Annotated in this window: 26 protein-coding genes; 14 read left to right on the top strand and 12 right to left on the bottom strand. The window is 65.0% G+C overall.

Annotated elements, in window-relative coordinates; all coding sequences use genetic code 11:
• Window positions 1-2 precede the first annotated feature (2 nt).
• The 4 genes from ACFYOW_RS31410 to ACFYOW_RS31395 all read left to right on the top strand — a co-directional run bounded on the left by ACFYOW_RS31410 (window position 3) and on the right by ACFYOW_RS31395 (window position 3,952).
• Complete coding sequence (locus tag ACFYOW_RS31410) at window positions 3-1,199, top strand: acyl-CoA dehydrogenase family protein (protein WP_387293690.1); 1,197 nt, start codon at window positions 3-5, stop codon at window positions 1,197-1,199.
• A gap of 129 nt (window positions 1,200-1,328) precedes the next feature.
• A complete protein-coding gene (locus ACFYOW_RS31405; protein WP_387293689.1) occupies window positions 1,329-2,243 on the top strand; it encodes a TIGR03619 family F420-dependent LLM class oxidoreductase in 915 nt (304 codons plus the stop codon).
• 90 nt (window positions 2,244-2,333) lie between these two features.
• Window positions 2,334-3,335, top strand: a complete 1,002-nt coding sequence (locus tag ACFYOW_RS31400; protein WP_387293688.1) for an aromatic ring-hydroxylating dioxygenase subunit alpha — start codon at window positions 2,334-2,336, stop codon at window positions 3,333-3,335.
• Window positions 3,332-3,952: a cysteine hydrolase gene (locus ACFYOW_RS31395; protein ID WP_387293687.1), complete on the top strand. Its 621-nt coding sequence runs from the start codon at window positions 3,332-3,334 to the stop codon at window positions 3,950-3,952. Before ACFYOW_RS31400 ends, ACFYOW_RS31395 begins: the two co-directional genes overlap by 4 nt.
• A 392-nt stretch (window positions 3,953-4,344) precedes the next feature.
• On the opposite strand, the gene ACFYOW_RS31390 is transcribed toward ACFYOW_RS31395, so the two are convergent.
• The gene (locus ACFYOW_RS31390; RefSeq protein ID WP_387293686.1) at window positions 4,345-5,493 is read right to left on the bottom strand and encodes a thiolase family protein; all 1,149 of its coding nucleotides are present in this window, start codon (window positions 5,491-5,493) and stop codon (window positions 4,345-4,347) included.
• Window positions 5,494-5,508: 15 nt separating this feature from the next.
• Window positions 5,509-5,925, bottom strand: coding sequence for a Zn-ribbon domain-containing OB-fold protein (locus ACFYOW_RS31385; protein WP_387293685.1), 417 nt, complete (start codon window positions 5,923-5,925; stop codon window positions 5,509-5,511).
• Between the two features lie 163 nt (window positions 5,926-6,088).
• Between ACFYOW_RS31385 and ACFYOW_RS31380 the strand changes: the two genes are divergently transcribed.
• The 4 genes from ACFYOW_RS31380 to ACFYOW_RS31365 are packed head-to-tail and all read left to right on the top strand — an operon-like array spanning window position 6,089 to window position 10,085.
• Entirely contained in the window at window positions 6,089-6,478 is a 390-nt protein-coding gene (locus ACFYOW_RS31380; protein WP_387293684.1) for a pyridoxamine 5'-phosphate oxidase family protein, read from the top strand.
• A 15-nt stretch (window positions 6,479-6,493) separates the two neighbouring features.
• On the top strand, window positions 6,494-7,726 hold the full coding sequence (locus ACFYOW_RS31375; RefSeq protein ID WP_387293683.1) for an amidohydrolase family protein: 1,233 nt from the start codon (window positions 6,494-6,496) through the stop codon (window positions 7,724-7,726).
• Window positions 7,723-9,369 (top strand): OB-fold domain-containing protein, encoded by a 1,647-nt coding sequence (locus tag ACFYOW_RS31370; RefSeq protein WP_387293682.1) that lies wholly within the window; start codon window positions 7,723-7,725, stop codon window positions 9,367-9,369. The genes ACFYOW_RS31375 and ACFYOW_RS31370 overlap by 4 nt, the downstream gene beginning before the upstream one ends.
• Window positions 9,370-9,422: 53 nt before the next feature.
• On the top strand, window positions 9,423-10,085 hold the full coding sequence (locus tag ACFYOW_RS31365) for a PhzF family phenazine biosynthesis protein (protein WP_387293681.1): 663 nt from the start codon (window positions 9,423-9,425) through the stop codon (window positions 10,083-10,085).
• Between the two features lie 243 nt (window positions 10,086-10,328).
• On the opposite strand, the gene ACFYOW_RS31360 is transcribed toward ACFYOW_RS31365, so the two are convergent.
• The 5 genes from ACFYOW_RS31360 to ACFYOW_RS31340 all read right to left on the bottom strand — a co-directional run bounded on the left by ACFYOW_RS31360 (window position 10,329) and on the right by ACFYOW_RS31340 (window position 15,223).
• A complete protein-coding gene (locus ACFYOW_RS31360; RefSeq protein ID WP_387293680.1) occupies window positions 10,329-10,730 on the bottom strand; it encodes a PPOX class F420-dependent oxidoreductase in 402 nt (133 codons plus the stop codon).
• A gap of 80 nt (window positions 10,731-10,810) precedes the next feature.
• On the bottom strand, window positions 10,811-11,110 hold the full coding sequence (locus ACFYOW_RS31355; protein WP_387293679.1) for a hypothetical protein: 300 nt from the start codon (window positions 11,108-11,110) through the stop codon (window positions 10,811-10,813).
• Entirely contained in the window at window positions 11,107-12,615 is a 1,509-nt protein-coding gene (locus ACFYOW_RS31350; protein ID WP_387293678.1) for a class I adenylate-forming enzyme family protein, read from the bottom strand. Before ACFYOW_RS31350 ends, ACFYOW_RS31355 begins: the two co-directional genes overlap by 4 nt.
• Window positions 12,616-12,619: 4 nt before the next feature.
• Entirely contained in the window at window positions 12,620-13,918 is a 1,299-nt protein-coding gene (locus ACFYOW_RS31345) for an amidohydrolase family protein (RefSeq protein ID WP_387293677.1), read from the bottom strand.
• Window positions 13,919-14,002: 84 nt separating this feature from the next.
• Window positions 14,003-15,223, bottom strand: coding sequence for a CaiB/BaiF CoA transferase family protein (locus tag ACFYOW_RS31340; RefSeq protein ID WP_387293676.1), 1,221 nt, complete (start codon window positions 15,221-15,223; stop codon window positions 14,003-14,005).
• Window positions 15,224-15,665: 442 nt separating this feature from the next.
• Between ACFYOW_RS31340 and ACFYOW_RS31335 the strand changes: the two genes are divergently transcribed.
• From ACFYOW_RS31335 to ACFYOW_RS31310, 6 genes are all read left to right on the top strand, one after another.
• Window positions 15,666-17,129, top strand: coding sequence for an aldehyde dehydrogenase family protein (locus ACFYOW_RS31335; RefSeq protein ID WP_387293814.1), 1,464 nt, complete (start codon window positions 15,666-15,668; stop codon window positions 17,127-17,129).
• A 68-nt stretch (window positions 17,130-17,197) separates the two neighbouring features.
• Complete coding sequence (locus ACFYOW_RS31330) at window positions 17,198-18,052, top strand: mycofactocin-coupled SDR family oxidoreductase (RefSeq protein ID WP_387293675.1); 855 nt, start codon at window positions 17,198-17,200, stop codon at window positions 18,050-18,052.
• Window positions 18,049-18,240, top strand: a complete 192-nt coding sequence (locus ACFYOW_RS31325; protein ID WP_387293674.1) for a rubredoxin — start codon at window positions 18,049-18,051, stop codon at window positions 18,238-18,240. The genes ACFYOW_RS31330 and ACFYOW_RS31325 overlap by 4 nt, the downstream gene beginning before the upstream one ends.
• Window positions 18,241-18,504: 264 nt before the next feature.
• Window positions 18,505-19,683, top strand: a complete 1,179-nt coding sequence (locus ACFYOW_RS31320) for a thiolase family protein (protein WP_387293673.1) — start codon at window positions 18,505-18,507, stop codon at window positions 19,681-19,683.
• A gap of 6 nt (window positions 19,684-19,689) precedes the next feature.
• The gene (locus ACFYOW_RS31315; RefSeq protein WP_387293672.1) at window positions 19,690-20,451 is read left to right on the top strand and encodes a crotonase/enoyl-CoA hydratase family protein; all 762 of its coding nucleotides are present in this window, start codon (window positions 19,690-19,692) and stop codon (window positions 20,449-20,451) included.
• 47 nt (window positions 20,452-20,498) lie between these two features.
• Window positions 20,499-21,269, top strand: a complete 771-nt coding sequence (locus tag ACFYOW_RS31310) for an SDR family NAD(P)-dependent oxidoreductase (protein WP_387293671.1) — start codon at window positions 20,499-20,501, stop codon at window positions 21,267-21,269.
• Window positions 21,270-21,510: 241 nt separating this feature from the next.
• Here the strand turns inward: ACFYOW_RS31310 and ACFYOW_RS31305 are convergent, their stop codons facing one another.
• The 5 genes from ACFYOW_RS31305 to ACFYOW_RS31285 are packed head-to-tail and all read right to left on the bottom strand — an operon-like array spanning window position 21,511 to window position 25,990.
• The gene (locus ACFYOW_RS31305; RefSeq protein WP_387293670.1) at window positions 21,511-22,701 is read right to left on the bottom strand and encodes an acyl-CoA dehydrogenase family protein; all 1,191 of its coding nucleotides are present in this window, start codon (window positions 22,699-22,701) and stop codon (window positions 21,511-21,513) included.
• Entirely contained in the window at window positions 22,698-23,156 is a 459-nt protein-coding gene (locus ACFYOW_RS31300) for a MaoC family dehydratase (RefSeq protein WP_387293669.1), read from the bottom strand. The genes ACFYOW_RS31305 and ACFYOW_RS31300 overlap by 4 nt, the downstream gene beginning before the upstream one ends.
• Window positions 23,153-24,364 (bottom strand): acetyl-CoA C-acetyltransferase, encoded by a 1,212-nt coding sequence (locus ACFYOW_RS31295; RefSeq protein ID WP_387293668.1) that lies wholly within the window; start codon window positions 24,362-24,364, stop codon window positions 23,153-23,155. The genes ACFYOW_RS31300 and ACFYOW_RS31295 overlap by 4 nt, the downstream gene beginning before the upstream one ends.
• Window positions 24,365-24,417: 53 nt before the next feature.
• Window positions 24,418-25,146: a 3-oxoacyl-ACP reductase FabG gene (gene fabG, locus ACFYOW_RS31290; RefSeq protein WP_387293667.1), complete on the bottom strand. Its 729-nt coding sequence runs from the start codon at window positions 25,144-25,146 to the stop codon at window positions 24,418-24,420.
• A 22-nt stretch (window positions 25,147-25,168) separates the two neighbouring features.
• Window positions 25,169-25,990 carry a mycofactocin-coupled SDR family oxidoreductase gene (locus ACFYOW_RS31285; protein WP_387293666.1) on the bottom strand — a complete coding sequence of 274 codons (822 nt, stop codon included), beginning with the start codon at window positions 25,988-25,990 and terminating at the stop codon, window positions 25,169-25,171.
• Between the last annotated feature and the right edge of the window lie 139 nt (window positions 25,991-26,129).

The following is a 26,129-nucleotide window of genomic DNA, read 5'->3' as shown; positions in this document are numbered from 1 at the left end:
CGATGGACTTTTCTCTCGTTGAACTCTCCGTCGAGGACGCGGCCTTCCATGAGCGGGCGCGAAAGTTTCTCGACACCCATGTCACCGACGAGGTGCGCCGTCGCGATCGCGAAACCGGCGACAACTTCGACGCGGGCGTACACCTGGCCATGGGCGCCGAAGGATGGCTGGCGGCCGAGATGAACACCGGCGCGGAGGGTGGGATGACCCGCGTGCAACGGCGCATCTGGGATCTGGAGAAGCGGCGCGTGCACGTGCCCTGGGTTACCTGGGGCACCACGATAATCGTGGCGCAATCCGTCGCGCAGTTCGGATCGCCCGAATTGCGCGAGGAGGTGTTGCCGCGGGTGCTCACGGGCGAGGTCCGGTTGTGCCTGGGCTACACCGAGCCCGAGGGCGGATCCGATGTCGCGACGTGCAAGACGCGCGCGGTTCGCGACGGGGACCAGTGGGTCATCAACGGCGCCAAGATGTTCACCACCGGCGCGCACAACTGCCAGTACGTCTTCCTGATCACCAATACCGATCCCGAGGCGCGAAAACACAAGAGCCTCACCATGTTCCTGGTCCCGCTGGACACCCCGGGCATCGAGATCCAGGGCATCCGAACGGTGGACGGCGATCGCACCAATATCGTCTACTACAGCGACGTTCGGATCGATGACAAGTACCGGCTCGGCGAAGTGAACGGTGGCTGGCGGGTGCTCACGGAGCCGCTCAGCGTCGAGCACGGCGTGGTCGAAGCCGCACCGGACGGACTGCAGGACGTGTCGGTCCTGGTGCATCAGGGCTTGGTGATGGCTACATCGGTCGACAAGATAGCGGCGATCACCGCGCGGCGCGCTCCGGACGGTCGTCGGCTGCTCGACGACGGATCGGTCGCATATCGGCTCGGCCGCAGTATTGCCCGGATGGAGGCCGCGCTGTCGGCGCCGACTATGTTCGGGCGGGTCGCGATCGCCCAGGCGATGCGCGACATCTCCCCGGATCTGATGGATATTCTCGGCTCCGCTTCGGCCTTGCCGATCGATACCGACGGCGCCATCGATGATGGCGGCGCCGAATACATCTACCGCTGGGCGCCGCTGTGCGGAATCTACGGCGGCACCCTCGAGGTCTTCCGCAACCTGATCGCGCAGCACGCGCTCGGCCTCGGACGTCCGAACTATGCCGCGCCGGCCAAGGCGAAGGCGAGCTGATAAGAAGCGTGTAGCTAGGCCGCCACGAAATGATCCTCGGCGGTATGCCGATCGTGTTCGTGCCGGTCATCTCGGGCGTGCTCTCGGTCGTCGGGGAATGCGCGCTGTACTCGAGAAGGAGACAGCACGATGAGGTACGTACTCGAATATCCGAGTGAGTTACCGACCGCCTCGGACGTATTTCTGCGGCCCGAGGTGATTCGGGCGGTCGTCACGGCGGCCGAGGAGGCCGGATTCTCGGCAGTGGCATTGAGCGAACATCCGGCACCGTCGCTGAAATGGCGCCGCAACGGCGGGCACAACACCCTTGACCCGATCGCGGCGCTAAGTTTCATGGCAGGCGTCACCGAGCGAATTCGCTTGCTGACCAACCTCTATGTCCTCCCGTTCCGCAATCCGTATCTGTCCGCGAAAGCACTGGGCAGTCTGGATATCGTCTCGGGCGGACGGTTGATCGCCGGTGTGGGTGCGGGCTACCTGCGCGCGGAGTTCGCCGCCGTCGGTGTGCGCCACGAACGCCGCGCCGAACTACTCGACGAGGCCTTGGGTGCGCTGCGGCGGATTTGGACCGAACCCGAAAAGCCGGTCGAGGGTGGAGATTTCGCGGCACCCGGGCCGTTGTGGCTACAGGCCCCGGTGCAACGACCGTATCCGCCGATCTGGATCGGCGGCAATGGTCCGGCCGCCCTGCGGCGGGTGGTGCAGCACGGCGATGGGTGGATGCCGATCATCGCGGGTGCGGATATGGCCGCCGCGATGCGCACCAAGGCCATCGAGAATCCCGATCAGTTCAGTGACGGCGTCACCGAGCTGCGTCGGCGGCTGGCCGCCGCTGGCCGTGACCCGGATGCGGTCGATGTGCAAGTGGTGTGCCCGCATGTGGATTTCGCCGCCGCGGGCACGGTGCGCGCGGCGCGGGCTTACCTCGACGATCTCGAAAAGCGCGGCGCCGGTTGGGCGGTCGTGCACGTCGACGGGTCGAGTCCCGAAGCTGCGGTGAATTTTGTCCGGACGTTCGGGAAGGTCGTCATCGCCGATCGATGACGGCAGTAGGTCGCGAAACCCATGCGATATGTATTACTGTAACACTATCAGTATTGGCGGTTTCCGCCCTGGCACGACTGGAGGTGTCACGTGAAGGTCCCCTTCACCTGGAAGGTCACCGGGTGGTTCATGGTGGGGTGGTCGGCCGAATTCCCGCAAGGTGAGGTTCGCCCGCTCCGATACTTCGGCCAGGATCTCGTCGCCTACCGTGACGAATCCGGTGAACTGCACATATTGACCGGGCACTGCCGCCATCTCGGTGCGCATATCGGCTACGGCGGAAAGGTGGTCGGCGACTGTGTCGAATGCCCGTTCCACGGTTGGCGCTGGGGCCCGGACGGCACCAATCGCCGCATCCCCGGCGAAGACCGGACCAACCGCGGACTGCGGTTGCGGGTCTATCCGGTCAACGAGCAGAACGGCTGCGTGTTCATGTGGCATCAGCCCGACGGCAAGGAACCGCAGTGGGAGATGCCCGACATCCTGCGGCTGTTCCCGGAACTCGAGACCGACCCGGACAACTTCTACCGGCCGTATCCGGAGTTCTCCCGCAAGACCGAACGCGAGCCGGTGCATCCCCAGGTTGTATTGGAGAACGGTCCGGACAGTTTGCATTTCGAGTATGTGCACGGCGCCACCGTCACCCCGCGGATGCTGGACTACAGCGTCGTCGACCACACCTGGAATTTCCTCACCGGCTGGCCCGATGCGCGCAGTGACGATCCGGACAAGATGGCCTTGAAGATCCACGCGCAGATGTTCGGTCTCGGCGGCTCCATCAGCGCATTCGACGGATCATCCAAGCACCGGCTCATCTTCGCCACGACGCCCGTGGACGACGAATGCTCGGATCTGTTCTATTCGATCTGGTGGCCGCGCAATCCCGGTGACGATTCCGACGTTCCGCCGCCGGAGGTTCGCGAACGGGTGGAGAAGCAGTTCCTGATCACCGTGTGGGAAGACCTGAGCATCTGGCGGCATCAGAAATACGTCGAGCGCCCGCCGCTCTCGCCCAAGGACGCGAAACCGTATCTGTCGCTTCGCAAGTGGGCCACCCAGTTCTACGACGTTCCGCCGGTCGGCACCGCGTGAGTCGGCTCGCGCTGGCGGATCTGGTCGCGCCCGAGCACGCAGCCATCCTCACCCAGGAGTGCCAGGGCGCGGTCGTCGGGCCCGAGGCCGGTCTGCCCGCCCTCGCGGACGAGGCGCGTCGCGAGGCACTGCCCAATATCGGCAAGCTGCTGCCCGCGGCGCGCGCGGCCGGAGTTCGGGTGGTGCACTGCCTGGTATCGCGGCGGGCCGACGGCCAAGGCGCCAATCACAATGCCAGACTCTTCGCTGTCGGCCGCCGCGGTGTCGCTGTCACCCCCGGCAGTGCCGGTGCGGCGCTGCTGCCGGAATTCGGGCCGGAACCGAGCGACCTGGTGCTCACACGGGGACATGGCCTCGGCCCCATGGGCGGCACCGATCTGGACGCGGTGCTCCGCAATCTCGGTGTCTCGACCATCGTCGCGGTCGGGGTGTCGCTCAATGTGGCCATCCCGAACCTGGTCATGGACGCGGTCAATGCCGCCTATCGCGTTGTGCTGCCTCGCGATGCCGTCGCGGGAGTGCCGCGCGAGTACGGGAACGCTGTTATCGAGAACACGCTGTCCCTGCTCGCCACCGTGACCACGACAGCGGACCTGCTGGATGCTTGGGGGCGTTAGTGAGTCGTAGCCCCTGACCGCACCTGTACAACTGGTCGGTGCCCGCGGCGGCTACCAGGCCGATCTTGGCCAATTCGCTGCAGTAAGGGTGGACCCGGTGTCAAGCCAACCTTGCAGAGCTTGTTGCCGAATTGGCGCGGTCTTGGCCGTGACGCATGTCACGTGCCTATGTGGACCGCTACGGCGCAATCTAGCCCGCCGCTAGGGGATTGGTCTGTCGCTGGGGACGTTGGTGTGACGGCACGATCGCATGTTCGGCGTATTCGGCAACAGGCTCTGCAGTTTCCGCGCATGTGGATGTCGGTGGTGGGAATCGGTTTCCCGGATGCGTGTAGCGGTGGCCCCTGCCACCGCCGCAATCGCCCGCGTCTTTCGGTCCGGAACGGAAGAAATCAGGTGGTGACGATAGTTGCCCCGGCCGTGCCTGGAGCGCCGTAGAGCAGCGCGAAACCGGCCTTGGGTGCACCGGGTATCTGACGATTTCCGGCGGTCCCGCGCAGTTGCACGACGAGTTCGTGCAGCTGACGCATTCCCGAGGCGCCGATGGGCTCGCCGTTCGCGATGAGTCCGCCGTCGGTGTTCACCGGCATCGCACCGGAGATCTCGGTGACACCGTCGGCGATCAGCTTCTCCTGGTCTCCGTCGGCGCAGAATCCGGCCTCGGCCATGTGGATGACCTCGGCTGCGGCATCGGTGTCCTGCAGCTGGAGGACGCCGATGTCCTTCGGTGCGATGCCGGCGGACTCGAATGCCGCGCGCGATGCGTAGACCGAGGGGGACACGTCTTCTTGCACCGGCGCGTAGGTCGTATTCACCTCGTACGCACCGTATTTGCGCGTGCGCACCTCGACAGCGCGCAAGTATATCGGCTTGCTGGTGTAGCGGTGCGCGATGTCGGCTCGGCACATGATCACAGCGGCAGCGCCTTCGTCCGGTGCGCAGAACATGTAGTGGGTCAGTGGGTAGTTGAGCATCGGCGCGGCCACGATGTCCGCCTCGGAGATTGCCTTGCGTCGGAAAGCGTTCGGATTCGATACGCCGTTGCGGTAGTTCTTGGCGGCGACCTTGGCCAGGGTCTGCACGGAGATCCCGTGGTCGTGCAGGTAGCGGTTGGCCTTCATCCCGAAGAACTTCGTGGTCAGGTATTGACCGTTCTCGCCGTACCACTTGGGCATGCCGACGAGGGTGGGGTCGACGGTGAACGCGCCGCGTGGATGTTTGTCCATGCCGATCGCGATGCCGATGTCGTACTTGCCCAGCCGGATCGCGTCGGCGCAGGCTTCGGTGGCACTGGCCGAGGTGGCGCAGGCGTTGAAGACATTGGTGAAGGGGATCCCGGTCAGTCCCAACAGGCCGACAATCGCGTCGGGATTGGCGACCTCCCAACTGCCACCGATGGCGAATTGGATCTCTCGCCATTCCAATCCGGCGTCGGCGAGTGCGGCGCGAACGGCGTCGGTCCCCATCTGCATCGCCGTCTTGCCTTCGAAGCGGCCGAACGGATGCATACCCACACCGATGATCGCTACATCGTTGGTCATGTGAAATCCCGTCCCTCAGACTGGTTGGAAGGCGAAGGTCAGCACCTCGTCGCCTTCGGAGTCGGTGCCGAGCGGCACGGCTGTCAGCGCTACTTCCATTCCGAATTCCAACTTGTCCGGGTCATTTTCGGTAAGTCGAGCTTCGACCCGGATGACATCGCCGAGCTGCACCAGACCGACCCCGAAGGGGACGAAGTTTTTCGCGGTCTCGTCGCCGAGATAGGGTGGCCCTGGGAGGAACCCCTGGGTGGTCCAGGCCACCAGGGTTCCGTTGCGCGGCAGTGTGATCGGTTCGATCGATTGCCGACTGCACCGCGGGCACAGGTCCTGGATGGGGAAGACGGTCGCACCGCACTCGCCACACGACCCGCCGACGAGCCGGAACTCTTCGTTCGGCCAGTTGGAGATCTCCGGGGCAATCATTCTGCGCATATTCGTTCCTCCAGCTTGCAGATGCTTATACGGTAAGCCATACCGGAAGTGCTGTCACAACCATCCGATCGCGAGGTCGAGCCGTCGCCCGGCGACGCTTGCGGCATTCTCTAGAGAGCATTACGGTATTCATTTCGATACTATTGGCCAACGGTGGTGGAAGATGTCGAAAGTGCCTGCCGGATTCGAGGACCTGCTGCGGCGCCCGATCGTCGGCGTGCTCGCGACCGTGACCCCGCACGGATCCCCGGACCAGACGCCTATGCGGTTCACCTGGGACGGCGCACATCTACGCATGAGCCATACGATCCCGCGGCGGAGGTTCACGAGCCTGCAGGCCAACCCCAACTATTCCTTCATCATCACCGATCCGGACGCCCCTTCCCAGGTCTTGCAGGCGCAAGGATGGCTGGTCACCGTCAAAGGGGATGAGGATGGCTCGTTCTATTCGGCGTTGAACGAGTTGTACGGCGAAACCGAGAAGGGCGTGCCCGCCGACGTGAACGATCGGGTCGTCCTGCTGCTCGACGCAACCAGGTTCATCGCCAAATAGCCAAGGAGACAAGACATGACGCGGCCGATAGACGCCCCGATCTTCGATGCCGATTCACACATGTACGAGACCGTCGACGCTCTCACCCGATACCTGCCCGAGCAGTACCGGCAGGGCGTCCAGTACGTCCAGATCGGACGCCACACCCGGATCGCCATCAACGGCCGGATCACGGACTTCATCCCCAACCCGACCTTCGATCGTGTGGCCGCGCCGGGCGCGCACGAGAAATTCTTCGCCGGTGCGAACACCGAAGGCCTCACCCTGCGCGAAATGCAGGGCGCCGCAATCGAAGCGCCCGCCGCCACCCGCAATCCGGACGATCGGATCATCGAACTCGACCGCCAAGGTGTCCGCGAAACGCTCAACTATCCGACACTGGCGAGCCTCGTCGAGCACTCCGCGGCCGATGATCCCGAGCTGACCCTGGCCATCATCCACGCGCTCAACCATTGGATGCTGGAACACTGGAGTTTCGCCTACCGGAATCGGATCTTCAGCACACCGATCATCAACTGCGCCGAAGTCGACGGCGCCCGGCGCGAACTCGAGTATCTCCTCGACAACGGGGCGAAAGCGGCCCTGATCAAGCCGGCGCCGGTAAAGGGCCTGCACGGGTGGCGATCACCCGCGCTGCCGGAGTTCGATCCGTTCTGGCGTGACGTGGAGAACGCCGGCCTGCCGATCGTGCTGCATGCCAGCCAGCCGCCGCTGGATGAGTACATCAACAAGTGGGAACCGCCCGCCACCAAGAACTTCATGGCCATGAGTTCATTCCGGTGGCTGGCGCTCGGGCATCGGGAGATCTCCGACATGATCGGCAGCCTGATCTGCCACGGCACCCTCACCCGATTTCCGAAGCTGCGCATCGCCAGTGTGGAGAACGGCAGTTCGTGGATTCATCCCCTCTTCCATGATCTGGCGGACCTGACCAAGAAGATGCCACAGAACTTCCCCGAAGACCCGCTGGAGGTTTTCCGGCGCAATATCTGGGTCAGCCCGTTCTGGGAGGGATCGGTCGCCGACGTTGTCGAGACGGTCGGGTGGGACCGAGTGATGTTCGGCTCGGACTACCCCCACCCCGAGGGACTACCGGAGCCGAAGAGCTACTGGAAATACGCGGAGGGTATGGACGAGCGCCGCACCTGGGACTTCATGGGCGACAACGCACGCCGATTCATGGGACTGCCTATCGCGAATCCCGATCCGGCCGCGCAGCATCCGCCGGTATTCGAGGTCCAAGGGTGACGCGTCCCCTACCGGCCATCACGCCCGAGAACGAGTTCTTCTGGACCTCCGGCGCGGACGGCCGGCTGCGCATCCGGGAATGCCTGTCCTGTGCCGCGTTGATCCATCCGCCGCAGCCGGTGTGCCGCTATTGCCGCGGCGACCGGATGGGCGTGCGGGCGGTCAGCGGCTTCGCCACCCTCATCGGTTTCACCGTCAACCACCGCTTTCGTGTGCCCGGTCTGACCACGCCCTACGTGGTGGCACAGGTTGCCTTGGAAGAGGATCCGCGGGTCCGGCTGACCACCAATGCGGTGGCCTGCGATCCCGAGCAGATGGCCCTCGGTATGCGCATGCAGGTGGAGTTCGAGCAGCTAGGCGAGGTGTGGCTGCCGCTGTTCCGCCCAGCGGACGAGCAGAAACCCTTGGTGCCCTTGCCTTCCGACGACATCGAGCCTGCCTCGGTGTCGCGCCACGTGCGGCCGATGGCGTCACCGGAGAAGTTCGAGGACAAGGTCGCTCTCACCGGAATCGGGATGTCGGAGCTCGGGCGGCGGTTGATGGCCGATCCGCTGTCGCTGACGGTGCAAGCCTGCCGGGCGGCGGTCGAGGACGCGGGCCTGCGCCTCGAGGATATCGACGGGCTGTCGACCTATCCGGGATCCGGTGGCTTCGGCCCATTCGGCGAGGGCGGTGTCACCGCCCTCGAATCGGCCCTGGGTATCCGGCCGACCTGGTACAACGGCGGCCCCGAGACCTTCGGGCCCGGTGGTTCGGTCATTGCCGCCATGCTGGCGGTGGCCAGCGGGCTCGCCCGGCACGTGCTGTGCTTCCGCACCGTATGGGAGTCGACCTACGGGGAATTGATTCGCGCCGGGCGTATTTCGCCTTCCGACGGGATTGCCGACGGCTGGCTCGTGCCGTTCGGCGCGGTGTCGGCAGCGCATCTGCTGGCGCAGACCGCGCAGCGCCACTTCCACCGGTACGGCACCGACCGCGAGACCCTCGGCTGGATCGCCCTCAACCAACGAACGAATGCCGCATTGGATCCCACCGCGATCTACCGCGAGCCGCTCACCATGGACGACTACCTCTCGGCACGTCCCATCACCACGCCCTTCGGGCTCTACGACTGCGACGTGCCATGCGACGGTGCGGTCGCGGTGATCGTCTCCGCCCGGGAAACTGCCAGGGATCTGGCGCAGCCGCCAGTTCTGGTGGAGGCTGTCGGAACTCAGATCATCGAACGCCTGGAATGGGATCAGAGCACCCTCACCCATGAGCCGCAGGTGCTCGGCCAGGCCGCACACATGTGGACGCGCACCGACCTGACGCCCGCCGACGTCGATGTGGCCGAACTCTACGACGGATTCACCTTCAACTGCCTGTCCTGGATCGAGGCCCTCGGCTTCTGCGGTATCGGCGAGGCGAAAGACTTTCTGGCGCAAGGCAAGAACATCGCACGCGACGGTGTACTGCCGCTCAATACCCACGGCGGGCAGCTCTCACACGGCCGCACCCACGGCATGGGCCTGGTCCGCGAGGCCGTCCTCCAACTCCGGAATCAAGCCGGAGTCAGACAGATTCCCGACGCTCGCGTCGGCGTGGTCACCAGCGGCGGGCTGACGCCCAGCGGTGTGCTGCTGCTGCGAGCGGACCGGTGACGGGGGCGGGGCGCCGACAACTGTCACGTCTGTGATTACGTTTGACTGTGTCGGTGATCGATCATGATGTGCTCAGTGTGTTCTGTGGACCAGCAGGCGATTTCGGCAATGAACTCGCCGTCGTGCAGGGTTCGAATGTCGCCTCGGACGCCGAGCGGCTCGCGATCGCACGCGACCTCGGGTTCAGTGAGACGGTGTTTGTCGATGATCCGGTTCGTGCCGCAATCGACATTTGGACACCATCGGTGCGGCTGCCATTCGCCGGGCATCCCTGCGTCGGTGCGGCGTGGCTGCTGGATACATCGGAACTCGAAACCGCCGCAGGGATTGTCACTGCGCGCCGCGACGGCGAGTTCACCTGGATCACTGCCCGCGCAGAGTGGGCGCCGTCCCGTACCTTGAAGCAGTACGACTCGGCCGAGGAGATATACGAGCTCGAGGTACCTCCACCCGGTGAATGGATCTACGCGTGGGCCTGGCAGGACGAACCCACCGGCCGGGTCCGGGCCCGAGCATTCCCAGGCCGCGGCGACGGCATCGACGAGGACGAGGCGACCGGTGCTGCGGCGCTACTCCTGACGGCCACTCTCGGCCGATGTCTGACCATCACACAGGGTCGGGGCTCGCAGATCCTGACGTGTCCGAAGCCCGACGGCTCGATCGAGATCGGTGGACGCGTGCGGCGGGTTACAGCCTTCGCCCCACGGACCGCCTGAACGGAGATCTGGCGCCGGGATGATGGGCCACGGTCGCGAGTTTCGCGACCAGATCGGTGTACGGCTCGAATCCGGCCCGCACCGGTGCGAAGGTTTCAGTCCCCACAGTGTCTTTCCTGTGGATTTGTCGATAAGTTCGGTCCCCATGAAGCCCGGGACGACCACTATTGTTCAGCGAAAGGTTCTCTCGCCCAACGACTTCACAGGCGCCGACGAAGTCGTCGACGCCCGGCAGCCTTCGAATCAGTTGTTGGGTGTGCGACTGGTGAAATCGAAGGAACCGCTGTCGATGCCCCAGGAGATGATCCGTTCGGGGTGGATCCGAATGATCGAGCGCTCCTGGGGCGGGAACGGCGGCTCCTGGTCGTCGAGTGCCTCGGCCGTGCCGCGCACCTCGATGCCGCGAATAACATACGGCTCCAACGAGACCTGCTGGTCGACGACGAACGACACCCGACTGCCCGCCTCGACGTTGCGGTACTTGCGGCTGGTCTGCATGCGCATACCGCCGATGTCGATGGTGCCGTCGGCATTCACCCGATAGCTGGTCGGGTTGTTCTGTACAACGCCGTCGGGCGATACCGTGGCCAGCCGACCGATCCCGGCCTCCGCGAGGAACTGCTGCTCATTCGTAGTGAAAGTCACCGATGAAGCGTAGCGGGATGCCTCGGCAGCGATCACGCCATTCTTGGGGGCCGGGGGTGATGCACGATTGCTCCTACGTGTCAGTCGCTGGACGGCAGTGCTTTGGCTTGCTTGACTTCCAGGGGGATGTCGTGCACCGCGAGCGTGCCGGATCCCGGTCGGGTGACGAGGATTTCGGCTCCGGTCTCGTGGATGTACCGTTTTCCGAGGGCGGTGCCGTCGGCGAAGCGCGGGTCGAGATCGGTGGTGGTCTTCTCGGCTCCGATCGGCACCATGGGGGCACCGCCGCAGCGCAGTCCGTCGAGAGCGTCGGTGGCTCTGATGACGATCACCTGGGTTTCGCAGACCTGACTTTCCAACCGGGCGCCACTGTTGATCACGATGCTTCCTCGATGGTCGGGGTGAGTTCTTCGATCAGGTTGCGCCGCAGCACTTTCCCGGTCGGTGTGGTGGGCAGTTGATCGCGGAATACGATGCGGTCCGGTGTTCGCGATCCGCGCAGGTTGGCGCGGACATAGTCGCGCAGCACGTCCGGTTCCGGGTTGCAGTCGGGTGCCGGGACGACCACTGCGACGATGATCTGGCCCCATTGCCGGTCGGGGACGCCGACCACCGCGGTCTCGTGGACGTGCGGGTGTTCGACGAGCACGTCCTCGAGTTCGGCCGGTGCGATGTTCTCACCGCCCCGGATGATGGTGTCGTCGCTGCGGCCGCCGACGAACAGGTATCCGTCGTAGTCGATCGTGGCGAGATCGTTGGTGGGGAACCAGCCTTCGCCGTCGAGCACCGAACCGATACCGGCGTAGGCGCCCGACACCTGCGGGCCGCGGACGAACAGCGCGCCGGTCTCGCCTGGGGCGGCGATCGTGCCGTCCTCTGCACGGATCTGCAGTTCGATGCCGGGGACCGCGCGGCCGACCGAGCCGAGCCGTTTCGCGACGGCGGGATCGTGGGCGTGATAAGCGTTCCGGTGATCCTCGGGGGTGAGTACCGCGATGGTCGAACTGGTCTCGGTCAGGCCGTAGGCGTTCACCAAGCCGACGTCGGGCAGCAGTTCGAGGGTCTTGCGCACGAGCGGCAGCGGCGCCTTCGAACCGCCGTAGGCGAGGGTGCGCAGGGTCGGCAGAGTGACCGGTGTGGCCTCCAGCGTGCTGACGATCCGATCGAGCATCGTCGGCACCACGGTGGCGTTGGTGATCTGCTCGTCGTTGACCAGCCGGATCCACTCCCGTGGCTCGAACTGCCTGAGGTACACCATTTTTCGTCCGGCATAGAGATTCGACAGTGCCGCCCCGACGCCCGCGATGTGATACGGCGGCACACAGATCAGCGCGGCATCGCCCGGCTCGGCCGAGCCGAAGTCGACGGTGCCCATGACGTAGCTGGTCAGGTTGGCGTGGGTCAGCTCCACTGCCTTGGGATGTGCGGTCGTGCCGGAGGTGAACAGTACGACCGCGACGTCTTCGGGTGCGGCATCGACGATTTCGGTGTCCGATGCTGCGGCCCGGGTGGCCGCGAGGAACAGATCGGTGTCGATGATCTGTTTGCCCGAACCTTCGACCGCCTCGGCGTATTCGGCGTCGACCACGACCAGCGGTGCGGGCAACCGGTCGATCAGCGAACGCAGCGCCGAGGCGCTGAGGCGGTAGTTCAGCGAAGTGAAGGCCCGTCCGGCTCGGGCGGAGCCGAACAGCAGCAGAGGCACCATGACGCCACCGGTCCCGACGTATGCGACATGTCCGACGCCCGACGAACCGATCAGTCCCGCCGCGCCGGCGGCCATGGCATCCAGTTCCGCGGTGGTGGCCCGAACAGCGCCGGATACCACCGCGAGCCGATCGGGATCGTCGGCCGCGACCATGTCGAGCAATAGCGAGATGCTCAAAACCTCAGCTCGCGTTCTGGGCGGTCGCGGCTTTGATCTGCGACTGGAACTGCCGCAGCTTCTCCTCGGCCGCGGTCGACTTGTGGCTGCGCGCCTGAATGCTGACATCGTGGTCCCCGGCGGCCGCGCGCAATGCGCCGACGGTGGCCTTCTCGCGGGGCACATGGGCGAACGGGTCGAAGGAGTACCAGCGCATGGCATTCAGATGCGTCATCTTGTCGATCTCGTCGTCTGGCACCTGCTCGCGCTGCAGCACCTCGTGCAGTGCCTCCGGAGCATCGGGCCACATCGAGTCGCTGTGCGGGTAGTCGGCTTCCCACGAGATGTTGTCGATACCGATTTCGTTGCGCAGCCGCACACCGACCGGGTCACTGATGAAACAGGTCAGGAAGTGGTCCCGGAAAACCTCCGAGGGCAGCTTGCCGCCGAAGTCCTGCATGGTCCATGTCGAATGCATTTCGAAGGTGCGGTCGACGCGTTCCAGGAAGTACGGGATCCAGCCGGTGCCACCCTCGGACAGCGCGATCTTCAGGTCCGGGTAGTCCTTTATGGGTTTGGACCACAACAGATCCGCCGCGGCCTGCACGATATTCATCGGCTGCAGGGTGATCATCACATCCGGCGGCGAGTCGACCGCGGGAATGGAGAGCCGTCCCGATGATCCGATGTGGACGCTGCACACGGTGTCGGTGTCGACCAGGGCCTGCCACAGCGGATTCCAGTACGGGTCATGAAAACTGGGATAGCCCAATGCCGCCGGGTTCTCCGTGAACGTCAGCGAATGCACACCTTTGGTCGCGCAGCGGCGCACCTCGGCGGCGCACAGTTCGGCATCCCAGATCACTGGCAGGGCCATCGGAATGAAGCGGCCGGGATAGGCGCCGCACCATTCATCGATGTGCCAGTCGTTGTAGGCCCGCACCAGCGCCAGTGAGAAGTCCGAATCGTCGGTGGCGAACAGGCGGGCCGCGAATCCCGGAAACGACGGGAAGTTCATCGACGCCAGAATGCCGCCGGCATTCATATCCTTGACGCGCTCATCGACGTCGTAGCAGCCGGGCCGGATCTCGTCCAGCCCTTCGGGTTCGAGCCCGTACTCGTCCTTGGGTCGCCCCGCCACCGCATTGAGCGCGACATTGGGAACCACGATGTCGCGGAATTTCCACATGTCGGCGCCGTCGTCGGTGTGTATCAACCGCGGCGCGTCGGCGGCGTACTTCTTGGGCAGGTGGTTTTCGAACATGTCCGGCGGTTCGATGATGTGGTCATCGACGCTGATCAGGATCATGTCGTTCTTATCCACGTCCACTCTCCTTCGAGGAGTTTACAGTATGGCTTACAATATAGCCCGTGGTGGGCCGTTGCGGGATGGTCGATGGGATCCGTTTCAGAGCACCGCGCCCGCATCTTTGGCGGCGACGATCTCGTCCCAGTCCATGCCGAGTTCGAGCAGGATGGTCTCGGTGTGTTCGCCGTACTCCGGCGAGCGGGTCGGCGGTGCCGGGGTCTCATCGAATTGCACTGGGGCGCTGACGGTTCGGTAGGCCTTACCGGCGCTGTCGGTCAATGTCATCAGATAGCCGTTGGCGGCCACCTGGGGGTCGGCGAGCACTTCCTGCGGGCTGGCGAGGGTGGCCCATACACCCGGCTCCTCGGCCAGGATCTTCTGCCATTCGGCGAGATCGCGTTCGGCGAAGGTCCTGCGGAGTTCGGCCGTGGCGGCCTCGTGGTTGGCGACCAGATTCGCCAGCGGAACAAACCGTTCGTCGGTGGCCATATCGGCCCGGCCGATGCGCTCGCAGAATCCCCGCCAATAGCGGTCCGCCTGCAGCAGCATCATCTGCACCCAGCGGCCGTCGCGCGTCTTGTACCGGTTGACGGCGGGATTGAGTGCGGTGCCCGCCGGGTTCGGCGGAATCCGGTCGATGTCGTAGTAATCGGCCGCCGCGATATCCGGGGCCACGGCCCACATGCCCTGCGCCAGTAGGGAACTGTCGACGATCGGAGCGTGTCCGGTGCGCTCGCGGTGGAACAGCGCCGCCGTGACACCGCCCGCCAGGGTGATGCCGCCCTGGAGATCGCCGAAGGCTGGCCCCTGGGCCACCGGATATTCGGCGTCGGGTGGGGTGAGGGCGTAGGCGACACCGGCGCGCGCCAGGTAGCTGGCACCGTCGAATCCGCCGCGCTCGCGCTCGGGTCCGCGACTGCCGTGGCCGCTGCCGCGAGCGATGATGATCTTCGGGTTGAATTCACGAATTCGTTCGACGGACAAACCGGCGCGTTCGAGCGGTCCTGGTAGCCAATTGGTCAGGAACACATCGGCATTCGCGATCAGCTTGCCGAGGATTTCGTGTCCGCGCTCGGATTTGATATCCACGCCGATGCTGCGCTTGCCGTGGTTGCCGAGTTCCATCATGTAGTTGGCCCGCACCGGCGAGTGTGCGAGATCCAGACCGCCGACGACCAGGGCGCGACACGGATCGCCGCCCCTGGTGTCCTCGATCTTGATCACATCCGCGCCCCAATCCGCCAGTGCGGCGCCGGCGCTGGGCACATACGTCCACGACGCCAGTTCGACTACTCGGACGCCATTGAGCAGACCCGACATTGGAGCTCCTTTTCCTGCGATTGCTCACCGTCTTGAAGTAATATACGGTAATGCTTACAGTTAAGCATCCAGGATGGACTATCCCGGTGGGTCTCGGACAACGTCGTCCGAAGGGAATCAGCGTTGCTTCCCGCGTACCCGGAGCTCACTACCTGCCGCGCGCGAGGCGGTGACGCGCGGTAACTGCCCGCCCGACGACCAGGAGGAAATGTGAGGGAGAGCGAGCGAACCATCCAGCACAGCGCGCGGTCGCGTACGACGGAGCCGAGTGCTGGCGGGGCGCAGTCGTGAGCGAGCGTCAGCGAGTGAACCATCGGCACGGTGCGCCTTCGCGTACGGAGCCGAGTGCTAGCGGGGCGCAGTCGTGAGCGAGACCGTCGGGGAGGCGGCGGCGCCCATTGTCGAATTGGGGCGCCGCGCCGCCGAGCGAGCCGAATTCCGGATGCTGATCGACGGCGAGCTGGTCGCGGCCGCCTCGGGTGCCGCGTTCGACAACATCAGCCCCGCCACCGGCGACGTGCTGGGCAGCACGGCGGCGGCGGGTTCGGCGGATATGCTGCGGGCGATCGCGGCCGCGCGCCGGGCCTTCGATGCAACCGACTGGTCGACGAATCGGGCGCTGCGGCAGCGATGCCTGGACCAACTGCAGCAGGCCATCGAGGCCGAAAAGGATGAGCTGGGCGAGGAACTCGTCGCCGAGGCCGGAGCTCCGGCGATGACGCTGCGCAATGCGCAACTGGACTGGCCGCTGGCGGAGTCCCTGCGCTATCCGTCGCGGCTGATCGGCGAATTCGGCTGGGAGCGCGTGCTCGAGGGCGGCGGTCTGTTCGGTGATCGCAACGTGCGCACCGTGATTCAGGAACCGGTGGGTGTGGTCGCGGCGATCTGTCCGTCGAATTTCCCGCTCGAGATCGCGCTCAACAAACTCGGTCCCGCGCTGGCGGCGGGAAATACCGTGGTGCTCAAACCCGATCCGAATACGCCGTGGCATGCCACCCGACTCGGGCGGCTCATCGCCGAGCGCACCGACTTTCCGCCGGGTGTCGTCAATGTCGTCCCCACGCCGTCCAACGAGGTCGCCGGATTGCTGGCGACCGATCCGCGGGTGGACATGATCTCCTTCACCGGGTCGACTGCGGTCGGGCGCACGCTGATGCGGCAGGGCGCGGACACCATGAAGCGGACATTTCTCGAGCTGGGCGGAAAGTCGGCGCTGATCGTATTGGACGATGCCGACCCGGTGGTGGCACTGCGCAGCGCGGTCGGCGTCTGCGTGCACGCCGGTCAGGCATGTGCCGCGACCAGCCGGATGCTCGTGCACCGGTCGAAGTTCGACGAGATGGTCGCGCAGGTGGCCGCGGCGTTCGAGGCGGTGCCGGTGGGTGATCCGGCACTGCCGCAAACCCTGGTGGGACCGGTGATCAGTGCGGCCCAGCGCAGCCATGTCCTGGATGCGTGCACGCGCGCGACCGTCGACGGCGCCCGCCTTGTCACCGGCGGTGCGGCAGTGCAGAACCTGCCACCGCATCTTGCCGGTGGTTACTTCGTCGAGCCGACGGTATTCGTCTGCGACGATCCGAGCCTGCCGATCGCCCAGGAGGAGATCTTCGGCCCGGTGCTGGTGCTGATGCCGTTCTCCGACGACGAGGAGGCGGTACGCATCGCCAACGACAGCACCTACGGTCTTGCGGGCGCGGTGCTCTCGGTGTCGCTGGAGCGGGGGATGGGTATCGCGCGGCGCATCCGGACCGGCGCGATCGGTGTCAACGGCGGCATGTTCTACGGCGCCGACGCCCCCTTCGGCGGCTACAAGAACAGCGGAGTCGGCCGCCAGTGCGGCCTGGAGGGTTTCCAGCAGTATCTGGAGACCAAAACCATCGGCAGCCGAATTCCGAGGCGGCACTGAACAGTTCGCGACACCGTGGCGACTCTCGGCGCGCGGCCCACCACTGAATGACGGAAAGGGTGTAACCCGTGGGGAAATTGGACGACAAGGTCGCGGTGATATCGGGTGCCGCGCGCGGGCAGGGCCGTTCGCATGCGGTCAATCTGGCCGCCGAGGGTGCGAGCATCATCGCACTGGATATCTGCGCCGACCTCGAGGGGAATACCTACCCGCTGGCGCGTCCGGAGGATCTGGGGGAGACGGCCCGGCTGGTCGAAAAGGAAGGCGTCCGTGTCCATCCCGTGATCGTGGACGTGCGGGAGCGCAGCGCGGTCTGGAGTGCCATCGCGGCCGGTGTCGAGGCATTGGGCCGGCTCGACATCGTAGTGGCGAATGCCGGGATTTCGGCGATGGGCAAGGGCCAGACCATGCAGTCGTGGTCGGACACCGTCGATACCGATCTGGTGGGGGTGTTCAATGTCATCCAGGCCAGCATCCCGTACCTCGGTGCCGGAGCGTCCATCATCGCGACCGGGTCGTTGGCGGCCCAACTGGGTAGTTCCACTAAACAGGGGCCCGGTGGCTCGGCCTACAGCTTCGCAAAACAGGTTGTCGCACAATATGTCAACGACTTGTCGATCCAGTTGGCGAAGAAGTCGATCCGGGTGAACGCGGTGCACCCGACCAATGTGAACACCGACATGCTGCACAACGAGGGCATGTACAAAGTCTTCCGCCCCGACAAGGAGGCGCCGACCCGCGAGGACGCCGAGCAGGCCTTCCCGGCGATGCAGGCGATGCCCATCCCGTACATCGAACCGCAGGACGTCTCCAATCTCATCGTCTTCCTGGCCGGTGAGGACGCTCGCTACATCACCGGCAGCCAATTGCGAGTGGACGCGGGCGGTTTCGTCAAAGCCGTGCCGTGGGGCAAAGGCCGATGAACGAGACCGCGACCACCTATCGGCTGTTCCGCTGCATCATCTGCGGATTCGAATACGACGAGGAATTGGGCTGGCCCGATGACGGCATCGCGCCCGGCACCCGGTGGGACGAGATTCCGGACGACTGGACATGTCCGGATTGCGGCGCCGAGAAATCCGATTTCGAAATGATCGAGGTGGCCCGATGAGCGTCGCCGGTGTGGTGGTCGTTGTCGCGGTCGGCATGGCCCCCGATGACGGACTGGCGGCGGCAGCGCGATCAGATCGCTGGACACGGTGTCGATCTGATCGAAATATTCACTGCGCCAGGATAATTCGATGCAGTAACGGTGGCCACACCGTGCTGAGAAAGATGCAGTAAGTCTATACTGTATTACTAACTGTAATGTGATGAATACATTCGAAATGCTGCGCCCGAGGGTGCGGCTCGATAGCTCAGAGGGTTGAGAGATATGGCCAAACCTGTCATGGTCAGTGCCGTCAGGACGGCGATCGGACGATCATTCAAAGGGGCGCTGGCGAATGTGCCCTCCGAAACCCTGGCGACCACGATCCTGCCCGAGGCGGTTCGCCGGGCCGGTATTGATCCTGCCGCCGTCGACGACGTCATACTCGCCGAATTGAATTACGGCGGTGGCGATCTGGCGCGACATGCCGCCGTGGCCAGCGGCATGCTGACCGTGCCGGGACAGGCGGTCAATCGCCACTGCACGGGCAGTCTTACCGCGATCGGGAACGGTGCCGCGCACATCGTCTCGGGAATGGAGCGGGTGATCGTCGCGGGCGGTGTGCAGTCGCTGTCGACCGCGCCGCTGATGAAGTGGCGAGTGCCAGGCCGGGCCGAGCTCGAGTTCATCGAGCCGTGGATGCCGCCGTCACATCCGGAGACGCCGGACGCGCCGACCCTCGACATGGCGATCACCGTCGGCTGGAATACGGCCAAGAAGGTGGGCATCACTCGCTCGGAGATGGACGCGTGGGCACTGCGGTCGCATCAGCGCGCGGTCGCCGCGATCGATGCCGGAAAGTTCGTCGACGAGATCGTGCCGATGAAAATCCAGCAGCTCGACGGTTCGGTGATCGACTTCGCGGTCGATGAATTCCCGCGCCGCGATACCACTTTGGAGCGGCTGGCGGCCCTGCCCGTGCTGCATCCGGAGATCGAGGGCTTCTCGATCACGGCCGGTAACAGCAGCGGGATCAACGACGCCGCGGCGGCGGTGACGCTGGTCGGCGACGACTATGCCGCCGCCGAGGGACTCGAGGTTCTCGGGACCGTGCGGGCGTGGGCCAATACCGCCGTCACCCCGGCCGACAACGGACTCGCCGCGGGCAAGGTGATCGGCAAGATCCTGGACCGCGCCGGTCTGAAGCCCGCCGATGTGGCGCTGTGGGAGATCAACGAGGCCTTCGCGTCGGTGCCGATCGCCGCGGTGCGCGAGCACGGACTCGACGAAGAGCTGGTGAACTTCTCGGGTAGCGGATGCAGTCTGGGGCATCCGATTTCGGCGTCCGGTGCCCGCATGGTGACCACGTTGCTCTACGAGCTGCGCCGGCGCGGCGGCGGCATCGGGGTTGCGGCGATGTGTGCGGGCGGCGGTCAGGGCGGCGCGCTCATCGTGGAGGTGTGACCGAATATGTCGGATGAGGTTCTGCGGGAACGCCGCGGGCGCACGCTGGTGATCACCATCAACCGGCCGGATGCGCGCAATGCGATCAATACCGCGGTCAGTCAGGGACTGGCCGACGCGGTCGATGAGCTCGACGAGAGTCCGGAACTGTTGGTCGCCGTGGTGACCGGCGCCGGTGGGAATTTCTGTGCGGGAATGGATTTGAAGGCATTCTCGGCCGGTGAGATCGTGATCGTGCCGGGGCGTGGCCTCGGTTTCACCGAAAAGCCGCCGGTCAAGCCGATCATCGCCGCGGTCGAGGGGTACGCGCTGGCGGGTGGCACCGAGGTGGTGCTGGCGACCGATCTGATCGTCGCCTCGAAAACCGCGACATTCGGTGTGCCCGAGGTCAAGCGCGGTCTGGTCGCCGCGGGTGGTGCGTTGCTGCGGTTGCAGCGCCGCATTCCTTATCAGAAGGCCGTCGAACTGGCGCTGACCGGCGACAATTTCACGGCCGAGGAGGCCGCGGCCTACGGCCTGGTGAATGTGCTCACCGAGCCCGGAAACGCACTCGACGAAGCGCTGGCCCTGGCCGAGCGGATCACCGCCAATGGGCCGCTGGCCGTCGCCAAGACCAAAGAGGTCCTCGTCAAATCCAGTGATTGGACCTCCGACGAGATGTGGCAGAAGCAGCTGGAACTGGTCATTCCGGTATTCCAGTCGAAGGACGCGCAGGAGGGCGCGCTGGCCTTCGCCGAGAAACGTGCCCCCAAATGGACTGGTGCGTAAGGGCTTTCGGCTCGCACCACAATCGACCCAAAAAGTAAGGAGACGCTGTGTCGTTCGAAGGTGAAGTGGTACTGGTGACCGGCGGTGCCGGTGGGTTGGGCGATGCCACGGTGCGCCGGTTGCACGGTGCGGGCGCCGCCGTCGTCATCGCCGACGTCAACGACGAGAAGGCGACGGCGTTGGCCGATGAACTCGGTAACAAGGTCGCCTATGTGCGCACCGACGTGCTCGATGACGCGACCATCGAGGCCGCGCTCGCGAAGGCGGACGAGCTGGGTGTGCTGCGGTACGCGGTTATCGCCCACGGTGGTTTCGGTGTGTTGGAGCGCGTCATCAACCGGGACGGCAGCCCGGCGACGCTGAAGGGATTCGCCGACACCATCTCTTTGTATCTCACCGGCACCTACAACGTGCTGCGCCTGGCCGCCGCGCGGATCGCGAAGCTGGACCCCAAGCCGAATGGGGAGCGCGGCGCGATCGTGATGACGAGTTCGATCGCCGGGTACGAGGGCCAGATCGGTCAGTCCGCCTACTCGGCGGCCAAGGGCGGCGTGATCTCGCTGACCTTGTCCGGTGCACGGGATCTCAGTTCGGTGGGCATCCGGTTGAACAGCATCGCACCGGGCACCATCCACACCCCGCTGATGGACTTCCTCGGCGAGGAGCGGCTGGCGAAGTTCGCCGCCTCGGTGCCGTTCCCGAAGCGGCTCGGCGCGCCGGACGAGTACGCCTCGCTCGCCCAGCACCTGCTGGAAAACCCGTACATCAATGGCGAGGTCGTGCGTATCGATGGTGCGCAACGATTCCAGCCGAGATGAGCTCGGTCTGACAGCTGGGCACCGGTCTCTACATATCGCGGTCGCCGTCCGGAACTACGGGACGGCGACCGCGCTGTATTTCGGGGCGGTGGTCGCGCGTGTGAGTGTGCTGAGGACACCACCGGGCAGGTGACCGTCAGCTCGGATCTGATCGCCGTCTGGGCCTGACGGTGCACAGTCTGGCGTGCGTCCGACAGCTGCCCGACCGGCCCCTGTTCGTGCAGGGCCAGTCGGTCGAGGTTCAGAGACGGTAGTCGCGCAGGACGCCCTTGCTGATGATCCGTTTCTGGATCTCACTGGTACCTTCGCCGATCAGCATGAACGGCGCCTCGCGCATCAGCCGCTCGATCTCGTACTCGGTGGAATACCCGTAGCCGCCGTGGATGCGGAAACTGGCCTGGGTGACTTCGTTGCAGAATTCGCTGGCCAGGTATTTGGCCATGCCCGCGGCGACGTCGTTGCGTTCACCGGAATCCTTGAGCCGGGCGGCATTGACCATCATCAGATGTGCCGCTTCGACTTTGGTCGCCATCTCCGCCAGCGAAAAGCCGATGGCCTGGTGCTCGACGATGGGTTTGCCGAAGGTCGAGCGCTGCTGGGCATAGCGGGCGCCGAGTTCGAATGCGCGAATGGCTATTCCGCAGGCGCGCGCGGCGACATTGACACGGCCGACTTCGATGCCATCCATCATCTGCCTGAAGCCCTCGCCTGGAGTGCCGCCGAGCACCGTGTCCGCGGCCGCGACGTAGTTGTCGAACAGTAGCTCGGTGGTATCGATGCCCTTGTAGCCCATTTTGTGGATCTTGCCGGGAATGGTCAGACCCGGCGCCACCGTGCCGTATCCGGCGGGCTTTTCGATCAGGAAGGTGGTGAGGTTGTCGTGCGGACGTTCGCGTCCTTCGTCGGTGCGGACCAAGACCGCGACCACGGTCGCTGTCGAGCCGTTGGTCAACCACATCTTCCGGCCGTCGATGACGTAATCGCCGGCCTCGTCGCGGATCGCTTTCGTGCGAATGGCGGCCACATCCGAGCCGAGTTCGGGTTCCGACATCGAGAACGCGCCGCGGATCTCGCCCGTGGCCATCCGGGGCAAAAAGTGCCGCTTCTGCTCCGGAGTGCCGTGGTGCTGAAGCAGATACGCGGCGATGAAGTGGGTGTTGATCACCCCGGAAATGCTCATCCAGCCCCGTGCGAGTTCTTCGACGCAGAGTGCGTAGGTGAGCAGTGATTCGCCGAGTCCACCGTATTCCTCGGGGATCATGAGGCCGAACAGCCCCATCTCCGCCATGCGGTCGACGATGGCCTGTGGGTAGGTGTCGGCGTGTTCGAGTTCCTGAGCGCTGGGAATGATCTCCTTGTCCACGAATGCGCGGACGGTATTCAGGATTTCGGTCTGGATCTCGGAAAGACCGTGCGTTTGTGCGAGTTTCACAGCACCACCACCGTGATCGTTTCCGCAACACACGCCGGTTTGGGCTGTCCTTCGTTTTCGATGGTCCAGCGGACGGTCAACTGAGCCGTTGCCTGTTCGACTCGCAGGTCCGCGATGGTCGCGGTGGCACGGATGCGTGTGCCCGAGCGGACCGCCGACGGGAAGCGAACGGTGTTGCTGCCGTAGTTGATTCGGGCCGTGCCGAAGTCGAGGGCGTAGATGTCGCGGCCCAGCAGCGGGATCAGTGAGAGCGTGAGGTAGCCGTGGGCGATGGTCGCGCCGTATGGTCCGTCCGCGGCGCGCCGCGGGTCGACGTGGATCCACTGGTCGTCGCCGGTGGCTTCGGCGAAGGCATCGATTCGAGCCTGGTCGACAGTCAGCCATGGTCCCGGTCCGATGGATTCGCCGACCGCGGCACGCAGCTGGTCCAACGAGGTGAATACGCGCTTGGTCATGCCACCCTTTCGAAAACGGCGGCGAGGCCCTGTCCGCCGCCGATACACATGGTTTCCAGCCCGTAACGCAATTCGCGCCGGTGCATTTCGCGCGCGAGCGTCGCGAGCATTCGTCCGCCGGTGGCACCCACCGGATGGCCGAGCGAGATGCCGGAGCCGTGCAGATTCGTGCGTTCCAGATCCTGCTCGCCGAACTTCCACTCGCGCAGCACGGCGAGGGCCTGGGCGGCGAATGCCTCGTTGAGTTCGATCAGGTCGATATCGGCGAGGGTGAGCCCGGCCAGGCTCAGCGCCGCCTCGGTCGCGGGCACCGGGCCTATGCCCATGATGTCGGGTCGCACTCCCGCCACCGCCCACGATTTGAGGGTGACCAGTGGGGTGAGCCCGAGTTGTTCGGCTTTCTCGCGCGTGGTGACCAGGCACATGGCGGCGGCGTCGTTCTGGCCGCTGGAATTGCCCGCTGTCACCGTCGCATCCGGATCCAGCTGTGCGCGAATGGGTTTCAACTCGGCGAGGGCCTCGACGGTGGTATCGGCGCGCGGGTGTTCATCTGTCTCGATCCGGCTTTCCGTACCCCGTGTGGATACGGTGACCGGGATGATCTGCTCGGCGCTCGCGCCGTTCTGCTGGGCCGCGACCGCACGCTGATGCGAGCGCACGGCGAGTCGATCCTGCTCCTCGCGGGTGATCTCGTAGGTCCTGCGCAGGTTCTCCGCGGTCTCCAACATGCCGCCGGGGACCGGATGATGTTGTCCGCCCGCCGTTTCGCGGCCGCGAACGAGACCATCGTGTACCTTTACACCCCCGCGTGCCCCGCCCCACCTCATATCGAGCGAATAGAACGCGACATTGCTCATACTCTCGGCGCCACCCGCGACAACCACCTCGTTGGCGCCGCTCTGTACCTGCAGCACGGCCTGGATGACCGCTTGCAGACCCGAACCGCACCGCCGGTCGACCTGCATCCCACCGACCGTGACCGGCAATCCGGCATCCAGTGCGACCACGCGGCCGATGGCCGGTGCCTCGCTGTTCGGATAGCAGTGTCCGAGCACGACGTCCTCGACGAGTTCGGGATCGATTCCGGTGCGCCGCAACAGACCTTGTAATGCGGCGACGCCGAGGTCGACCGCGGACAGCGACCGCAACGATCCACCGTAGCGTCCGATGGGGGTGCGGACGGGTTCGCAGATCACAACTTCACGCATGCAATTCGTCTCCAGGAGCAAGGAAATCGACGCCTCGGATCGGCCTACGGCGGTTACATGAATCGCCCACCGGTGACCTCCAAGGTGGTTCCCGTCATATAGGAGGACAGGTCCGAGGCCAGGAACAGTGCGACATTCGCGACCTCGGTCGGCTCGCCGGCGCGCGACATCGGAATTTCGGACATCTTCTGCGCCCAAACGTGTTCGGGCATCGCCAAGGTCATCGCCGAACGAATCAACCCGGGCTGGATGGCATTGACCCGTACCCCGTGTCCGGCCGTTTCCTTGGCCGCGGCCTTGGTCAATCCGATGATGCCCGCCTTCGCGGCGGAGTAGTTGGTCTGACCGGCCATTCCGACCTTGCCCGAGAGCGAGGATATGTTCACGATGCTGCCGCGCCGGGCTTCCCGCATGATCGCCGCCGCCAGCCTGGTGCCGTGCCAGGTGCCTTTGAGATGTACCGCGATCACCTCGTCGAAGTCCTCTTCGGACATCTTGCGCATGGACGCGTCGCGGGTGATGCCCGCGTTGTTCACCATGATGTCGAGCGCACCGAATTCGGTGAGCGCCGTATCGAGCAGGGCTGCGATATCGGGTGCCCGCGTGACATCGCAGCGCACCGCACGGGCGACATCGGCGCCCAGAATCTGTTGCGTATCACCAGGATTCAGATCACCCACCACCACACGTGCGTCGTGGGCCACGAATGTTTCGGCGATGGCGAGTCCAATGCCCTGGGCGCCTCCGGTGACAACGGCGACGCGGCCTTCGAGAAGCGACATGGATATGTCCTTAGTACTGAGCTCAGTATTGAGTGGAACCTAGGTCTACCGATATCTGGGCTGCGGTGATGAGGCGGGCTTCGTCGCTGGCCAGCCAGCACACGGCATTGGCTACGTCATCCGCTTCGGCGATCCACGCCGGGAGGAACGGTGTGGTCATATGCGCCAGTTGCGGATTGGATTCGAACGCCCGGCCCAGCGCGGTGACCATGTCACCGCTGCCCATCGGCGTATTGACCGCGCCGGGGTGCACGCTGTTCACGCGGATGTCGTGTTTGCCGAGTTCGGCCGCCAGAGATCGGGCCATGCCGGTGATGGCGTGTTTGCTGGCCGTGTAATGCACCATGAACGGCTGCATCTTCACGCCCGCGGCGGAGCTGATCAAGATGATGGACCCGCCACGGCCGCCATCGATAATGTGCCGGGCGCCCGCGACGACGGTATTCCAGGTTCCGATGACATTGACGTCGATGACATCCCGGAAGGATTCGGGGGTTATCGCGTCCCAGGTTTCCGGGATGCAGATTCCGGCGTTGGCGACGATGGTGTCGAGGCGGCCGAGGGTGTCGATGCCTTCGTTCACGGCCTTGCGCAATCCGTCCAGGTCCCGGATGTCGACCGTGGAGGCAAGTATGCGGCGGCCGGTCGCTTCGACCAGGCGCACCGTCTCGGCGAGATCGTCGGGCGTCGCCGAATCATAGGGAACCGCTGGCGGGAGTGGCCCCGCGACGTCTACGGCGATGATGTCGGCGCCTTCGGTGGCCATGCGCACCGCGTGCGCGCGGCCCTGACCTCGCGCTGCTCCGGTTATGAACGCAACCTTGTCCGTGAGTCGGCCGGTCACTTGCCCTCCTCTGCCTGCGGCGTCGTACGTGGATGGATCATATCCGCCACTGGAGAATCGGCCTCTCGTAACCGTATCGCCGATCCGCCGAAATATATATCGTATTGCCTATCGTAAGTGCAACGGTAGCCTTGTGTAG

It is taken from the genome of Nocardia sp. NPDC006982 (assembly GCF_042869435.1).
Classification (GTDB): Bacteria; Actinomycetota; Actinomycetes; order Mycobacteriales; family Mycobacteriaceae; genus Nocardia.
This window is presented reverse-complemented; position numbering and strand designations above follow the sequence as displayed.

Coding starts and splice junctions, on each gene's coding strand:
- ACFYOW_RS31410 (WP_387293690.1), top strand. CDS start 3: ATGGACTTTTCTCTCGTTGAACTCTCCGTCGAGGACGCGGCCTTCCAT.
- ACFYOW_RS31405 (WP_387293689.1), top strand. CDS start 1,329: ATGAGGTACGTACTCGAATATCCGAGTGAGTTACCGACCGCCTCGGAC.
- ACFYOW_RS31390 (WP_387293686.1), bottom strand. CDS start 5,493: ATGACCAACGATGTAGCGATCATCGGTGTGGGTATGCATCCGTTCGGC.
- ACFYOW_RS31385 (WP_387293685.1), bottom strand. CDS start 5,925: ATGCGCAGAATGATTGCCCCGGAGATCTCCAACTGGCCGAACGAAGAG.
- ACFYOW_RS31380 (WP_387293684.1), top strand. CDS start 6,089: ATGTCGAAAGTGCCTGCCGGATTCGAGGACCTGCTGCGGCGCCCGATC.
- ACFYOW_RS31375 (WP_387293683.1), top strand. CDS start 6,494: ATGACGCGGCCGATAGACGCCCCGATCTTCGATGCCGATTCACACATG.
- ACFYOW_RS31340 (WP_387293676.1), bottom strand. CDS start 15,223: ATGTCGGGTCTGCTCAATGGCGTCCGAGTAGTCGAACTGGCGTCGTGG.
- ACFYOW_RS31335 (WP_387293814.1), top strand. CDS start 15,666: ATGCTGATCGACGGCGAGCTGGTCGCGGCCGCCTCGGGTGCCGCGTTC.
- ACFYOW_RS31325 (WP_387293674.1), top strand. CDS start 18,049: ATGAACGAGACCGCGACCACCTATCGGCTGTTCCGCTGCATCATCTGC.
- ACFYOW_RS31320 (WP_387293673.1), top strand. CDS start 18,505: ATGGCCAAACCTGTCATGGTCAGTGCCGTCAGGACGGCGATCGGACGA.
- ACFYOW_RS31315 (WP_387293672.1), top strand. CDS start 19,690: ATGTCGGATGAGGTTCTGCGGGAACGCCGCGGGCGCACGCTGGTGATC.
- ACFYOW_RS31300 (WP_387293669.1), bottom strand. CDS start 23,156: ATGACCAAGCGCGTATTCACCTCGTTGGACCAGCTGCGTGCCGCGGTC.
- ACFYOW_RS31295 (WP_387293668.1), bottom strand. CDS start 24,364: ATGCGTGAAGTTGTGATCTGCGAACCCGTCCGCACCCCCATCGGACGC.
- fabG (WP_387293667.1), bottom strand. CDS start 25,146: ATGTCGCTTCTCGAAGGCCGCGTCGCCGTTGTCACCGGAGGCGCCCAG.